We start from the raw sequence: 16,389 nt of genomic DNA on the forward strand, positions 1-16,389 counted from the left end.
CATATATTCGGAAATTGGTCAACGACTTTTTTATTAATTCACATCTGAATAGTGCGGATTAATGGGAGAAGCCTCTTTCGAAGTCCTTCGAGGATGAGCTATCTAACGGTTTGCCTGGCAAACTCTTCAATGAGGTATAAGCTACCCGCTAACGAACCGGACAACCCTTATTCGCCTCAAAATGGGGCCTTGTGAGCTGTAACGAATCTACCGATCGTTATTCATTAAAAATCGGCCGCTTTCCCGCCTTTTTTCCTCCAATAACGTGTGTCTGGTTCCTTACACGCTGAGCAAGCCGATTTTTTGGCCAATAGCGTGTCTCAGGTTCGCTAGCCCCCACTCGTCAGCGTAGTTATTATGAGATTGACTCCTATGTGCAAAATTTTTGCTCGAAGGTAGAGTCAATCTTCTAATCCCCCCTTGTGTCAAATTAAAATAAAAAAGTTCGTATTTAGAAACCAACAATGATCTAAAATACGAACTTTTTCATGGATATATTTTGTAAAGTCCCACACTACCTCTCCGTAGCAGGAGAAGTAATCCATCAACTTTTCGAGGGTTGGTGTGGATTACTTCTTTTTTGCATTCATATCTTTAAGGATTTTCGCTAAAACCTTCATTAAGCTTACCGCGAAAGCTGCTCCTGCAAAATAAAACGACTATACTCTAGGTATCAGGAATGCATTCCCAATTTTTTCAAAACCGATCCGAGGGTAATATTCCATTGCAGTAGGGGCAGAGAGTAACAATAAAGAGACCTCTTCTCCCAAGTGTTTCCGCAAACACTGAACCAGTCCTGTCCCGATGCCGCTCTTTTGATACTCCTTCCTTACCGCCAAGTCCGATAAATAACAACAAAACGAGAAGTCAGTGATTGCTCTGGCGATTCCTACAAGTTTTTCCCCATCCCAGGCAGAAACGTTAACATCGGCATTATCAATCATTTTTTGAATACGGTCAAGGTCATCTGCAGGACGTTTAATTCCGGAACTTTTAAATACTTCCGAGACATCTTCGGAATGGAGAGGAGCGTTAATTTTGAACTCGATTGCCATGGGAACACCTCTTCTATAAGTTAATAAACAGAATAATATACATAAATGAATGCGACGAAAAGAACCAATTCTAACATCTTTTATTAGACCAATTCTTCATGTTTAAAACAATGTTTTTTGAGCAGTAGAACCACGACTATTCCCGGTTTCAAAGCTCATATCCCGTCCCGAAACGAAGTAAGTTCTCAGCCAGAACCGGATGCGCATTAGCCCAAATATCATCAAACAAGATGCAATAATCGTAGTATTGGTCATGATCAAAGCTCGATGCGTTGATCTGAATCTCTGCAATATGTCCCCCCGTATAGATAGCTGTATTGTCCGTATTATTGCGCGTCGGCAATGTCTGAATCTCGCTCCAGTCTTTTTGCAATAAATCGTCGATACTAATCGATTGGGACAGATCAGACAGCGGCTTAAAGGCAAATGCTTGCAGAATAGCTCCCAGATCAGCTTCCGGCAGCGCTTTGGCAATCAAGGAGAGATAGCGGATAGGTGCATCATACTCCCATTCCTCGCTGGCAGGCTGACTGCCGCGCAGCCAGTTCTCCAGTTCAGGAAGGCGAATGCCGTCAATTTGTCCATAACCCGGTAAATCGCATAACACGCCACTATCATATGTAGCCACCATGACCATATAAAGCCGGCCTTCTCCGTCACCTGCAGGAGCGATATCGATCTGCTGTCCCTCGTATTTAAAAGAACCTTCTGCGTCCGGCTTTTCGTCTGCCTGAAGCGGCAATCTGTCCCCATATTCAGTGTACAAAATGGTCCGCTCCGGATGTTTGGCAGCATAATGTTCATCGAACAGATACCATACCATGTCGATCTCATCATCATCAGTGTAAATTTGCATGAAGCCGGCTTCGGCGATTACTTCATCGGTGTACCAATGCTCTTCAAGCGAAGCTTGCAGGTCGGCTAACGTGTTCAGCTCCAGCCCTTCGCAAACGGCCTCAATCCATCCATAGGAACCATAAATAGAAACACCGAAATACAGTTCTGTCTCGTTAACCGTCTCATCACCCTCTTCGGCCGATTGCCTGGCAAAATCTGCAAAGCCTTGAAACACCTCCAAAATGGAGCCGGCTTCAAAAATTTTAACATACCGGTTATTTTGCAAATGGTTGCTGCGGAGCACAGAATAGATTTTCATAGTTGGCTTCCTTTCTGCCATAAAGGCATCTGTTTTAACTATCATTCTACACTATCAAATGATCAAAAGGCTTACGCATTCTAATTTCGCCTATTCAACTCACTAGCCCTCTCCAGTTGCTCAAACAGCTTTCGCGTATTCGCCGGATCCTTGTCATTATAGAACAGATACGCGCCGTCCAGCTTAATCCGGATGTAAGGCGTGTTATTTTTGTAAATATACAGTCTGGTCTTGCCAAGCCCATCCAGCCGGAAATGCCCGCGCGCATATTTATCCGTCGCCTCTCCATTGCTTTTTCGGCCGGAGGGCACTTCATCTACAAGTTCAAGCTGCTCAATGGCAGCCAAATCGAACTCATAATTGTACATCGGATAGGAAACCTCAATCCTCTGCCCGGCCGTAATCGACATTTGCGGAGAAGTTACTTCCGAACGAATTAACAGGAAGGATACGCCTAGTACAACCGCCGCGGAAATGCCGATCACCGCGCCGACGAGTATTTTACCGGGGATTGTAGCAGTGTTGATCGTCTCCCCCATGCCGACGCGCTTGGCAACAAACACGCTTTTGTCATAGGGATTGTGGTACGTAAAGCCATTCGCCCAGTATTCGTCGTCATCCGTGTAGACAGGCTTATCGTCCTGGGACAATACCTCTTGCTCCAATTCATTCAGCTTGCGGTAGACGAGATAGATCATGACAACTGGAATAAGCGAAAATAACACAATGCTGGCGATCCAGATATCATCCATCGCTGCATTTTCATTCGCCAGCAAATTGTAAATAAAAAACATATGAATGTTTTCAGCAATTGCCAGCCACCACCACAGGTAGGACAGCATCCGCCGCCGCGACTGATTAAGCAGCACATTAACTTCGCTATCCATGCTGTATACCTTGGCCTTCATTCGCCTCATCGCTAACGACAGCGCAAAGAACATGACCGTAAGCAGCAAACCGATGACAAAAATAATGGCGACACTGATGTCATCCTGCCACTTTTGTCCCGTCAGCACGATAAACCCGGCCGCAATGATGAAGGGTACGATAAATAAAGACAGCGGCGCCATACGTTGATTTTTGAGCCGGGCCGCGCGCAAATCGCTTAAAACCACCTGTTTGGAACCGATAAACCATCCCTGCTCGCGCTTTAGCGCCAAAGTCTGCCTAAAAGCATGGCGGAATGGGGCAATCATAACGAAGAAGAAACCGAAGTACCAGATCAAAGAATAAATGACTTGATAAGCCGTCCATAGATGCAGTACAGCGACCAATCCCAGCGTAATGGCTACCCAACTATTTGCGCGGAAAAACTGCTGGCGGAACCGCTGCCGGATCCGGGCAATTTCTTCATGCTCCATCGCATGCTCCGGCAGCATCACGGCAAACAGCATCCCTTTGTTATACTTGGCCTGCGGCTTGTAGGTCGCCCACACGACAGACCAGCATATGATGGCAGACACCATCAAAATAACGGTGATCATCGGCAATCACTCTTTCTGAAAATTATGGTTGCTGATAGGCCATCCTGGAAAATAACTGCGAGCATAACGCCTGAAAACGGGCTTTACCGATCCCCTGAATCGTTGCTTGGGCAATAATCAGCTGCAACTGCTCTTCCAATTGTGGAGATGGCTCCGGATCACAAGTTCTGGCCGCACTAACCTTGGCTCCGTGCCGGCGATCAATTGCAATATAGCCCTCTTGCTTCAAACAGGCGTAGGCCTTGTTTACTGTCATCGCATTGATGCCCAAGTCATCGGCCAGCTGGCGCACAGTTGGCAACTTCTCCTCCGGGACAAGCGCACCGGTAGCAATGCCGATAATGATCTGATTCCGCAGCTGTTCATAAAGCGGCGTCTCACTCTCCAATTGCAACGAAATGATCATCTTCCTCATCCTTTCAACTGCTGTTGCAATTAAGTATCACTTATTATAATACAAATAATACTTTACTGTCGATTCCTCGTATGCAAGCCGCACATAAGAAAAACGCCTGACGGCGTCCTTGGTGCGGAACAAGTTTCTTCCCCTGAACTCTTATTAGCATCCATCGCCGGCAGCGGTGGTCAGTGGTTTGAGCCCCGAAGAAGAGGGACGCTGCAAAGCGGTTTCACCTAAACGGAAGCCACAGACCTTATTTCGCCACTAACCCCTCTTTTTGAAATCTAACGGAACTGAGCGATCTTAATTCGACGTTTTATTGCGAAATCGGGCTCATTATCATCAAATAGCGGCGCACAGTTCCGTTACATTTTCAAATCGGTCGAATTTTCGAAAATAGCGGCCGTGACATCCGTTAGCATTCGTTCATCATGAAACGAAAATTGGATTTTTATTCTTCACTTCTAGACTTCTAGTTGTCCACAGAAAATCGATAGCCTCCGTAGATCCGTCCTGACAATCCTTTCATCTCGTTGCGGCGGCCTGGTCCGATCTGGCGCCTTGTACATCGCTCTTGAAGGCAGGAATGACGATTTGCACACCTGTGCCAATACCGGGTCTGCTGGCAATCGTTACGCCGTACCGGTCGCCGAACTGAAGCTTGATCCGCTCATCGACATTGCGAATGCCGAAGCCAACGCCGATGCCGTCTTTGTCGAAAATAGTATTAAGCGTGCTCAGATGGATGCCGACACCGTCGTCAATAATTTTGAACACGATGTCGCCGCCTGCCAGATACGCCTGCAGCTTCAGATGAACCCGGTCGTCGCCCAGCCATGAATGCTCCATCACATTCTCGATAAACGGTTGCAAAATCAGTTTAACCGTATCATAGTGCAAAACTTCCTCATCAATCTGAAAGCTAACCTCCAATCTGGCATTATATCTGATTTTCTGAATTTGAATATAAGCCTTGGCTTGCTGCAGCTCATCATGGATGGAAATGATCATTCTTCCTCCGTTCAGTGTAAGGCGATAAAACCTGGAAAGGGCAATGACCATTTCATTCAGCTTGCCGATCTCCCCAAATTCGGCCAGGCGGCTGATCGAGGATAACGTGTTATATAAAAAATGCGGGTTGATCTGCGCCTGCAGCACGGCTATTTCCGCCTCCCGCTTCTGGATGCTGGTCACATAAACCTCGCGGATCAGTTCATCGATATTTTGTCCCATCTTATTGAGAACCGCAGCGATTTGGGCAAATTCGTCATTGCCCGAATCGTGAATCCGTTCCTGAAAATCGCCTTCCCTGAACGCTTTTACGACGGTTACGATCTTTCTGATCCGTCTGGCGAACAGCTTCGACACCAGATAACTGAGCAGCGCCAAAAACAAAAAACTGCCCAAGCAAACGAGAATCGTCAATTGCCGTACTTTGTCCGCATCTTTTTCGAACACTTCCCGCGGAATATAGGTCGTGATCCGCCAATCGGCTTTCGGTATTCGTTCCTCAATGGTCAAATAGTCGCGATCGCTTGCAGCGGAAGCGGCTTCCGGCATAGCCCCCTCTGCCGCTGCGGATGTAAGCAGGATACGATCTTCGCCATCCATAACGGTTATGCGGCTGACACCTTGCAGCTTGCCGGCATCGACCGCTTTGAGCAGCTCCGGGATTTTCATCGTAATCCGCATAAATCCAATCTGCTTCTCCCCATAAGCGTCATCCAGCCGCCTCAAGAGCGACACATTATGGAAAGCGGCATCGTTCTCGATCTGCTGCCAGATCATCGTCGGATTATAGTTTTTATCATGCAAGGGCAAGTCCTGATACCAAGAGCGTTCGGCAATCCGCTGCAGATGATAAATCTCATACTTGCCGGCTTTTGCTTTCAGCGGATCGATGGCGGCATCTTGATTCATCATAATTTCCGGCAGCGTTTCATTTTCCAGATAGAGCGACAGCCAGATCGGAATCCCGGTAGATTTGATCGTATTGAGCAGCTTGGGGATCAAAAACTTACTTGTTACTTCATAGCTGTTCCAGCCTTCCCAGTACCATCGCAACTTCTCCTGCAAATCCTGATCCAGGTATAGAAGATCGGAAACCCGCTCCAAATCCGCTATCGTCCCTGCAATGTTGTCCTTCATTTGCCGCAGCGTATCCCGGTAACCGGCATTCGTCTGTTCCCGTACAGATTGCAATGTAGTCGTATAGGCAAAATAGCCAATAATTAGAATCGGAATGAGGACGAACAGCAAATAAGAAAACGTCAGCTTATAGCCAAACGGCACAAAATTATTCCTTCTCATCTTCAGCCTCTCTCCGGTACGGTCAGCTCTGCCTCCGATATTCGCCCGGCGTCATTCCATATACCTCTTTAAAGTGGCGGTTAAAATAGGTGATATTGTTATAGCCTACATGATCCGCTACCTCAAAAATTTTCAATTTCGGATTTTGCAGCATTCTTCGGGCCCGTTCAAGACGCTGCGCAATCACGTAATCGCTGAAGTTCATCCCTGTTTCCTCTTTAAACATACGTCCAAAATAATTGGGCGAAAATGAAAAGTAGCTTGCAACCTGCCGCAGCGTAATATCTTCTCCGAGCTGTTCGTCCACATAACACCTGACTTCCGCAATCAATTTGCGGTTTTTCTTACGTTTCTTCATATCAAGCTGCTCGGAAATTTCAAAAGCTTTCCTCCTGAGCCACGATTGCATATCGTCAACCGTTTCTATATGATAAATCAGTTCCAGACAATTCGTCTCCATGTCCAGCAGCTTGTAAAAGTCTTCGTTCAGCGAATGCAGATGGCCGTTCAGCTCAGAGATGGCGTGGAGCAGAAAATGACAAACCGGCAGCTTCCCGTCAAGCCGCTTAACGCTCGCGAACAGATCGCTGATACAGTCGTCAATGCTCAGCAGCTCGTACTTCGTCATCGCGATGAACAGCTGTTCTAAAATCTGGTTCAGATCCTTTGTATCCCTGTCCACCTCCGGCTGCTTGTCGTAAGCCCGAATCAGTCTGCATTTGCCGTAAAACAGCTTGCCGCCGAGCGCTTCATCCGCCTCCCGGAACGATCTGGGGATGGCCTCCGGGCCCTTCGCTATATCCCCAAGTCCGATCGTGATGCTTACCGGCGAATCAGCCTTTACACTACTGATCCAATCTTCCAGCATCGTGTCCGGTGCCGGCTCGCCAATGATCAGGGCGATACGGTAATCTCCGATCGTACAGTAGTGCCGAATCCGGTTTTTTTGAAAAAAGGCAAGCAGCTTGCCGAATAATCCGCTCACCACCTGCTGCCGCTGCTCTTCTGAATACGCGTTCAGCTTCCAGCCTACATCGTCGATCTCAATAATAGCTACTGCAGCCGGGTAATCAATTGAAGCGATTTCAAACCGCTCCATCAGAGCGGCTATCGCTTTAAACTCCTCTTTCCCTTCCAACCAGCGGAACATCAGATCATTTTTTAAGTAAGGAATCGTTTCATGCAGAACGCTTTCCCGTTCCGAACGTTCGCGTTCCCGCCGCAGCTCCTCCCTGGTCCGCTGCAATACCTCGACCATCTCCTGCCGGTCAAAGGGCTTTAAAATATAATGGCTCGCATTTAGTGCTATCGCCTGTTTCGCATACTGAAAGTCGGCATGACCGCTTATAAATACAATTTTCAGCTCCGGATGCTTCTCCAGTCCTCTTCTGGCCAACTCCAGCCCAGATAAATTAGGCATCTTAATATCGGTCACAAGAACATCGATGCGTTCCTTCTCCAGCACTTGGAGAGCCGTAAAGCCGCTGGTAACGGCAGCGGTAACCTCCATATCCAGTTCTCGCCAGTTAATAAACCGGCGAAGTCCTTCCAAATCCAGCTCATCATCATCCACCAACAATACGTTATACATCGCTCAATCACCTCTATTGTTCGCAAAAAGGTATACCCAGAGAAAAGTATACCTTTTTGCAGGCTTTGAGCCTATCCTATTTTCGATTTACTTGCCGCTGTTCAGCTTGCTCAGATTTTCCTGCCAACGCTCCGTTTTATATTTCAGCAATTTGTCGTATCCCGCTTTGAGCGCATCGTTTTCCGCCTTGTCGAGCAGCGCGATAACTTCCTCGTCGCTCTTGGCAAATATCGCTTTGGCGCGCGCTTCCTTGAAAATATCGTCTACCTTCTGCGCGATAATCGCTTCATCCGAGCCTGCAGGAGGTTCGAGATTAACAAAGGCAGTGCCATTGAACGCTGTTCGCAAATTGTAGTCCGGCTGCGGCGGCGCCATCTTCTTCGCTTTTTCCGGTGGTGTCTGGCTTTCGACCCTCTCTTTAATGCTTCTGTGAAAGCTGGAATTCGCGCTCCAGGTAAATGTGTCCCATACGCCGTACAGACGGTTGTATTCCTTCTCGTCATCATAAAATTCCGGTTTAAAGATTGGCGTGCCGATCTCATCTGTGCCTTGCCAATAAAGCCCTTCCGGACCGTATGTCAACACCCGCTGTCCTTCATCTCCGGTCTGCCAGTCTAGATAGGCGAATATCCCTTCCGGATTTTTCGCGGCTGTCGTAATGACGCTTACATTCCAACCGAGCTTATCGTATTGGGTCGGCCAAACCTTGTTCTTATCGACGCCTTCCTTATGCAGCGGCCAGATCAGCTGATAGCCGACATCATTCTTTTTGCTCTCGTCCTGTTCTTCGTCTCTAAGCCCCATATTGCCTTGTCCGCCGATATTCATGACATTATAGGCGGCGATAACGGCAACGCGGCCTGTCGTCATCCTTTCCCGGACCTGATCAAGCGTCTGCGTAAGCGCGTCCGGCGTAAGCAGCTTCTCCCTTGCCAGCTTGCTGGCAAACAGCATCGACTCGCGGTATACCGGGTCGGAGAGAATCGACTTCAGCTCATTCCCTTCCGGAACGGCCAACTGCGACAAATAAAGGAGCGGATGATCGTCAGCGAAGCCGGAATAGAGCACATCAACGCCCTGTCCTCCGATCGTCGTTTCGAACGGAATGACATCCGGGTATTTCTCCTTCACCAGCTTCAGATAGGCGTACAGATCGTCAAATGTTTCCAGCTTGGGCGAACCCAGCGCTTTATAGATCCCTTTATTAATCATGTAGCCGCCGTTGCCTTGGGGTTCTGTCGTATGCCAGTTCGGGAACTGGTACAGCTTTCCGTCCTCGGAACGGAGCATTTGGAGTGCTGAGGGATCGAGCCACTTTCGCAGATTAGGGTATTTCTCAAAGTAATCATCCAGCGCGACCAGCTTGCCGGCTTTTCGCAGCCGCTCGACATCACTTCCTCGCTCCAGGAAGATCACATCGGGCAATTCTCCAGATGCGATCATTGTATTGAGCTTTTGTTCCGGCGCCCCGCCGGACGATATCGCTTCTACCGTAACCTTCTTATTGTCTTTAATCCATTTCGTCGCAGGATCTTCACCCCAAGGCTGCATATTAAACCAGTCATAATTGCCGTAAAAGCTGAACGACAGCGGCTCCTCGCCCAGCACGAACGGCTTCTCCCGCTGCTGTTCGCCGCCGGATCCGGCCCCATTTCTATTGGCGCCTTTGCTATCGTTCGCAGGAGCGTCCTTTGAGCAGCCCGCCGCTCCTAGCGCGACACTGAGCACTAGAAGCATTGTAGAAAAAAATCGTTTCTTTTTATTCATTTTGGTCCTCCTGAAAGTTTTTGCGTGCTTTGCAGACATAGTCGAGCAAAAACTCGCTTCGGAAGCATCCGCTTAGTTTTTGCGTGCTTCGCAGACGCAGTCGAGCAAAAACTCGCTTCGGAAGCATCCGCTTAGTTTTGCCTGAGCTGATCTACTCTTTTAATGATCCTACCAGCACACCCTTAACAAAATATTTTTGCAGAAACGGATAGACGAGAATGATTGGAATTGTGGCGACAATCATCGTAGCCATCGTTAACGATTTGGTGGTGACTCCGATCTTTTTCGCCATCTGCTCCTGGGCCGCGCTGTTTACTTGCATGAGCTGATCCGACACAATGTTGGAGTTCATAATCTGCTGCAGCACCGTCTGGATCGGCAGCAAATCCGGCTTGGAGATGAAAATGCTGGCGCTGAACCAGTCGTTCCAGTGGCCGACAGCCGTAAACAGCGACAAAGTAGCGATAACCGGGCCGGAAATCGGCAGTATAATCCGGAAAAACACGCCTAAATTGTTGCAACCGTCCATCTTTGCCGACTCCTCCAAACCAGCCGGGATCCCCATAAAGAAGGTGCGGAAAATAATCATATTCCATACGCTGATGATTCCCGGAACGATGAATACCCAGAATGTATTCATCATGCCCAGCTCACGGATAAGCAGAAAATACGGAATCAGACCGCCGGAGAAATACAGCGTTATAATACAATAAATCATGTAATATTTTTTCCCGAGCAGCCCTTTTATGGACATGCCGTAACCAAACAACGCTGTGAACAGAATCGATAAAACTGTGCCGGTAACAGTCCGCAGGACCGTGATAAAAAATGCATTCACCAGCCGGTGATCCTGGAAAACAATCCGATAATTCTCCAGCGTAAATTCTCTCGGCCAGAAGGTGAGTCCGCCCTTCATCGTATCTTTACCGATATTAAACGAAATGACCAGCGAGTTCCAATAGGGGTAAAGCATCGCGAACCCCATAATAATCAGGATCGTATAAATCAAAACATGCAGCAGCTTATCTTCCAGACTGAGCTTCATCGTTCTCTCCCTTCATCCATTCCAGGCAGCCGCATTGCTCTACCACAAGCTCGTCCCCAATCTGCGGGCGATAGCATTGGCGATCGTAAGCAATCCGACGCTGATAACCGCCTTGAACAAACCGACTGCCGCCGCATACGAATAGCGGGCATTTAAAACGCCAATCCGGTACACATACGTATCAATGACATCCGACACATCGCGGAGAGCGGGATTCGGGGCGAGCAGCAGGATATCTTCGAAGCCCGCGTTCAAAATGCTGCCGATCTGCAAAATCAAAAAGATCGTAATGACCGGCGCAATGCTTGGAACGGTAATCAGAAAGATTTGTTTGAGCCGTCCGGCTCCGTCAATGGATGCCGATTCATACAAAGACGGGTCTACATTGGCAATTGCCGCCAGATAGACAATTGTCGCAAAGCCGATTTCCTTCCATACGCCTGCGGTGATCAGAATCGCCCAGAAATATTCGGGTACTGCCAGAAAATTGATTGGTTCGTCGATCAGATTCAATCGTTCCAAAAGCATGTTCAAGCTTCCATTATCAGTGGACAGCATCGACATCACGAAACCGGAGACGATGACCCATGACAGAAAATGCGGCAGGTAGCTGATCGTCTGAATGATGCGCTTGAACAGCATATGGCGGACTTCATTCAACATCAGCGCCAAAAGAATCGGAGCCGGAAAGCCGATTACCAGCTTTAGCAAGCTGATAACGATCGTATTCCGCATAATGCGGGAAAACTCGGGATCGTTGAAGAAATCGGCAAAATGCTTCACGCCCACCCATGTACTGTCCGTAATGCCTTTAAAAATGTCATACTCTTGAAAGGCCATCAGGACACCGTACATCGGAATATACATAAATACAAAGATAAAGATTAGCGCCGGAATAACCATGATTTGCGCATCCCATTGACGCAAAAACTTCCTCCAGACAGACGTTTTGCCGATCGCGGCCGGCTTGGTGCTTACTGACTGCGTTCTCAAAAATTCACCCTCTCCACTGTGGCAAGCCACTCTTGCTATATATTCATCATAGCTTGCTAACAGGCATTCTTGAACTGACAGCAGCAACGAAAACTTTAACTTTGCAACCGAAAACCGCCTGCGCCAGAATCCTGACTGTCCGGCAAGCGCGGCAACAGGCGGCCGGAGATAATGGATCAGCCCCCAGCCGCCTGCACCGTATGGCCGCCGCCTACTGCAGAAGACCGGCTGTCTGCAGCAGCCGGAGAAGCAGCACGGACGCTTCCGCACGGGTTACAACCCTTCCCGGTTGAAGCTTGTTGCCGGACGTTCCCAGAATGAGTCCAGCTTCCACCGTTTGCGAAAAGGATACACGCATTTCTTCACTTATTTCGCTATAGTCGCTGAACCCCGACAGCACTCCGTTCCCCGTTAGGCCTGAAGGAAAGGCGTACCCGGCATAAGCCAGAGCATTTGCTGACATGACTGCCATCTCCTCCCGGGTAATACCGTCTCCCGGCCTGAAGCTTCCGTCCGCATAGCCGCCGATCAGTCCGGCTTGCACAGCCGCGGAGACTATGCCGCTATACCATTTGCCTGGGGTCACGTCCGTAAAGCGATTCGTTTCTCCGCTCTCCTCAATTCCCAGTCCGCGCATGAGCAGTGCGGCAAATTCGGCGCGGCTGATGACTGCACGCGGCGCAAAGCTCGTGTCCCCGGTTCCGGAAACAATAAGCTTCGAGGCAAGCCGCTCTATACTATCCTTCGCCCATTGCACATCGCCGAGGTCGGCGAATGTTCTGGAAGAGCGCATGACTGCATAGTTTCCGCCAGTCCCGTTCCGCTTGATTTCAAACCATGTGACACTGCCAGACTGGCGAACGTCTGCAGACGAAAAAGCAATCTTGTGCGCTGCCTCGTTATACCGTACGACTGCCGCCGATGCCGCATCGCTCAAATCGTTGACCGCCAGCGTTCTTTTCAACGCTAACCCGCTATCGCTCAGTTCTGCCGATTTCTCCCCCGCTACCGCCATCATGTGAAATTGGACTGGATCCGTCAGCAGGGAAGCTCCCCAGCGGTCAAGCTCTTTTTTCATCTCCTGTTTCATCTGCTCCGGAGACTTCTCCATGACAATGTGGAGCATGACGTCCTCCAGATCGGCTTCCAGTTCGCGGGCAATTTTCCCCATATCGAGCGTCCCCAGACGCAGCTCGCAAGCCAGCCATGCGGTCCGCAGCGACAAGCTGCCTTCGGGATAATCAGCGGACGCCTGACGCAGCGCGCTTAACGGCAGCTCGACAATGACGCCATTTTCAGCCTCCGACAGCTGCTTATGACCAATTGCATCAAGGGTAATGCTGCCCTTCGGGTCATCATTCAGCCCCTCCAGCCTCTTTTTCAATACAGCGCCATTTAACGTTACTTGGACAACCTTTCGTCCGTTTTCGCTATCCACAAGCCGCGTATCGGCGATCAATTCATCTGTCTTTTTCCCATCCTCAGCAGCAGGCGTAATGATAGGCCAGTAGTATCCGTCTGTCTCGGGGTTAACCGACGCTTTAAATGCTGCTACGGCGTTTTTTAGCGCCTCGATCGCCGCATCAACCTCCGCCTGCTGCTTGCCGGCAGCGTCAATGATCGCCTTCGCCTTCTCAATCGCCGATTTCAGGAGCGCCTTCGCTTCCCCCTTGTATTGCCCAGGACGCGAGCCTTCTTCCGCTGCAGCATAGAGCGCCTCCGCATCGTTAACCGCTTGCCGCAGTGCCGTTTTGTCCGATATGGCCGGAAGAGGCTGCGGCAAATCATCCGACTCCCCTTGGTTGACCCATTCCGTCAGCCACCAGCCGCGAGCATGCGAGTAGTCCTGATTATCGCGCGGGTCGGGGGTGTCGCTAATAAACAATTCCCACCAGAAAATACCCGAGCCATATACATTGGCTCCTTCCCCCATCGCCTGCTTCAACCCTCTTGCCGCATGATACACATTCTCGATGAATGGCTCGTGATAAACGATATACTTATCTTCCTCATCGTCCCAATAGCCTTTTTTATCGTAGGCCGGTATAATAGGCGCATATTGGCAATCCGGATTGCCGCTGGCAGCGATAGCCGCGCTGTAGCGCAAAGCGGTATTTTTCCATAACTGCTCATATTCTTCCCCCGTCTGGGTAACATACGGCTTCCAGCTATCCGGTCCTTGCGTATCGTAAATCATCGGATTCAACATATCCATCACTTCTGCCATTTGCGAAATGTATGCATCGGACCAAACAATTTCGAAGGCAGGTGTCGCCATAGACAGATGAACCTCGGGGCCTACCGCGGCGCGGATATCCTTCATCAGCGCCAGCAGCTCGGGATCGTCCTTCCAGACAGCGCGGAGCGGCTCAATATCGAATTGGATGCCGTCGACTTTATAAAACACGCCTTCATACTGAAAGCCTTCCTCTACCATTGCTTTCAACGAAGCGACGATCGTCTTCCGCTTCTCAGGCGTTGTATGGGCATGCAGCGTTGTATTTCCGTTAATCCAGGCGATGATCTTTTGGTTCGGGTCTGTCTCGCGCGACACTTTGATCCAGTGGCCAAAGTCAGTAATTTGCTCCCGGTCGATCGTCCCGTCATCGCGCAGCGTACCGATATTGTTGAACTGATATTCGATTGCATACGCTTTCATCTCATTTACTTTAGCGGCAATAAATTGATCCGTTTGGGACTGAAAAATCCATTCCTCCGGCAAATACGCATGATTATGAACCTGCTGCTGCTGCGCTTGCTGCCGCACTGCGCGGATATCGGCCAAATAAGCGCTGCCGCCGGAGCCTTCGTTTTTGTAAACATAAACGAGCAGTTCCGTCGCGCCTTCAGGGACTGTGTACGAAACGGATTTATATTCATAATCGGTATTCGTGTAATTTATGGACTTCGGACTGCCATTGCCTTGCCCGCCCAGGCTTTTCACGGCAAGAATCGCCGGAGTATCCTCTGCTTCGCTTCTTCCCCATCCTGAGATCACATAGCTCTCGCCCGGCGCCGCATTGATATAATAGCCCATGCCGCCTTCGCCTGTTCCAATTTTCACCGCATTCCCGCCCTGCCCGTTTAATGGGTCAGCAACAATTTCCGTGTTCCCCCAATCCTCCCAGCCATTCTTGCCAGCTTCGAACTTGCCGTTTTCAATCCGATTCTCCCCTTCATCTGCCGCATTTACTGCGCCCGCTATTCCAAGAACGCTTCCAATCGTACTGAACAGCAAACAAATGGACAGCATAAAACTCAGCTTCTTCCTCATTGAGCACCCCGCCTTATCCTCCATTTTTAAACGCTTACATTGGAATGATAGCGAATGGAAGGGAACGAAGTCCACTCATCAATTCAACGATTCATTTACTTTTGCCGCCTAATCGATTAACTGGAAGACTAAAAAATTGCCTCTATGTGAGACGGCTCCGCACCTTAATAAAATTTGCAAACCGCCAGCCGCTCTTTACCAAATAAAACAAAAGAAGGAACTGCCGCAAATATACCTTGGAACTTATGCACGTCTGTTGATTATCCAGAAAAAGTAATACATAGGGCTCAACCTTAAAATCTGTGCTTGACTTCCTTTCCCCACAACTAACTGGATTTTATGCAGGTAGAATACCCGGAACAGACGATTTTTGCAGTCTAACTGGAAATCATCCAGCTAGTTCGGGCCAAATCGAGTTTATCCATCTCTAACTACCATTCTAACTGTAGGTTTTCCATCTAGTCCAACGATCTAGCGAACAAAACAAAAAACGAACTGTAGAAAATCCATTTAGTCGGCCAATATGAATAAATCCCCAGCCAAACGGGGCTATTCTACAAGTTTCTTTAATCTTTAACAACCCATATTGTGGTAAATCAACAGGCCTGGAACTTATGAAACTTCGTAAGCCTTCATAGAGAAATGCTTCTAGTCGCCCTTCCAGCGCACGACTCCCATATGGTATCGGTGATGATGAGGTGCTTTATGGTTGTAGTACGCCGTGACGATCGTTCCGTCTTCCAATTGGACGCTGGACGGATAGCCCCCGTCGGCGACCGCCTGGTAGTCGACCAGAAAAATCGAGGCCCCCCAATGGTTTCCGCCATGCTTGCTGATTCTGGCGCCTACGCCGAAGTATCCCTTGCAGCGAATGCCGAAGGTCAGCAATATGCGGCCGTCCTCTAGCTTCAACAAATGGCCCGGGAGCTGCCACGGCATGGTAACGGCTCCTCTCTCCTCCCACGTCTCGCCGAAATCATCCGATGCGTACAGCTCGACGTGCTGATCGCCGGTCGTCCGGGCGGCCGCGAGCAGCCGCCGTCCGTCCAGGCAAAGGACGGTCGTTTCATTGTTGTTGGGCGCCGCTTTGCCTTTGGCTTCGATCGGTATGGGCTCGCCCCACGTCTTCCCTCCGTCGCGGCTGCGCAGAAAATCCATATTTCGTTTCTTATCATACAGCACAACGGCTAAATTGACGCGCGCATTCTGCTTGTGGTAACGCGCTTGAATCTGTTGCAGCGCTTAATGCCCCGCGACTAGTGAAATTATCACTACCTCCCCCAGGCTGCCCCGCACGCACTTAAGGTATCATTT

General features: G+C 49.3%; 11 protein-coding genes. All 11 read right to left on the reverse strand.

Annotated elements, in window-relative coordinates; genetic code table 11:
* Positions 1–659 precede the first annotated feature (659 nt).
* Complete coding sequence (locus tag ACFQ0N_RS22830) at positions 660–1,055, reverse strand: GNAT family N-acetyltransferase (RefSeq protein ID WP_379330555.1); 396 nt, start codon at positions 1,053–1,055, stop codon at positions 660–662.
* A gap of 148 nt (positions 1,056–1,203) precedes the next feature.
* Positions 1,204–2,211 carry a hypothetical protein gene (locus tag ACFQ0N_RS22835; protein ID WP_379330557.1) on the reverse strand — a complete coding sequence of 336 codons (1,008 nt, stop codon included), beginning with the start codon at positions 2,209–2,211 and terminating at the stop codon, positions 1,204–1,206.
* A gap of 80 nt (positions 2,212–2,291) precedes the next feature.
* Positions 2,292–3,695 (reverse strand): hypothetical protein, encoded by a 1,404-nt coding sequence (locus tag ACFQ0N_RS22840; protein ID WP_379330559.1) that lies wholly within the window; start codon positions 3,693–3,695, stop codon positions 2,292–2,294.
* Positions 3,696–3,717: 22 nt separating this feature from the next.
* Entirely contained in the window at positions 3,718–4,101 is a 384-nt protein-coding gene (locus tag ACFQ0N_RS22845; RefSeq protein WP_379330561.1) for a GntR family transcriptional regulator, read from the reverse strand.
* Between the two features lie 519 nt (positions 4,102–4,620).
* A complete protein-coding gene (locus ACFQ0N_RS22850) occupies positions 4,621–6,405 on the reverse strand; it encodes a sensor histidine kinase (RefSeq protein ID WP_379330563.1) in 1,785 nt (594 codons plus the stop codon).
* A gap of 22 nt (positions 6,406–6,427) precedes the next feature.
* On the reverse strand, positions 6,428–7,996 hold the full coding sequence (locus ACFQ0N_RS22855) for a response regulator (RefSeq protein ID WP_379330565.1): 1,569 nt from the start codon (positions 7,994–7,996) through the stop codon (positions 6,428–6,430).
* Between the two features lie 87 nt (positions 7,997–8,083).
* On the reverse strand, positions 8,084–9,763 hold the full coding sequence (locus tag ACFQ0N_RS22860; RefSeq protein WP_379330567.1) for an extracellular solute-binding protein: 1,680 nt from the start codon (positions 9,761–9,763) through the stop codon (positions 8,084–8,086).
* 151 nt (positions 9,764–9,914) lie between these two features.
* Positions 9,915–10,808 (reverse strand): carbohydrate ABC transporter permease, encoded by an 894-nt coding sequence (locus ACFQ0N_RS22865; RefSeq protein WP_379330569.1) that lies wholly within the window; start codon positions 10,806–10,808, stop codon positions 9,915–9,917.
* A gap of 39 nt (positions 10,809–10,847) precedes the next feature.
* On the reverse strand, positions 10,848–11,711 hold the full coding sequence (locus ACFQ0N_RS22870; protein WP_379330619.1) for an ABC transporter permease: 864 nt from the start codon (positions 11,709–11,711) through the stop codon (positions 10,848–10,850).
* Between the two features lie 301 nt (positions 11,712–12,012).
* Positions 12,013–15,075: an S-layer homology domain-containing protein gene (locus tag ACFQ0N_RS22875; protein WP_379330571.1), complete on the reverse strand. Its 3,063-nt coding sequence runs from the start codon at positions 15,073–15,075 to the stop codon at positions 12,013–12,015.
* A gap of 648 nt (positions 15,076–15,723) precedes the next feature.
* On the reverse strand, positions 15,724–16,233 hold the full coding sequence (locus ACFQ0N_RS22880; RefSeq protein ID WP_379330573.1) for a sialidase family protein: 510 nt from the start codon (positions 16,231–16,233) through the stop codon (positions 15,724–15,726).
* Between the last annotated feature and the right edge of the window lie 156 nt (positions 16,234–16,389).

This window comes from Paenibacillus sp. GCM10027626, assembly GCF_042676285.1.
Classification (GTDB): Bacteria; Bacillota; Bacilli; order Paenibacillales; family Paenibacillaceae; genus Paenibacillus_Z.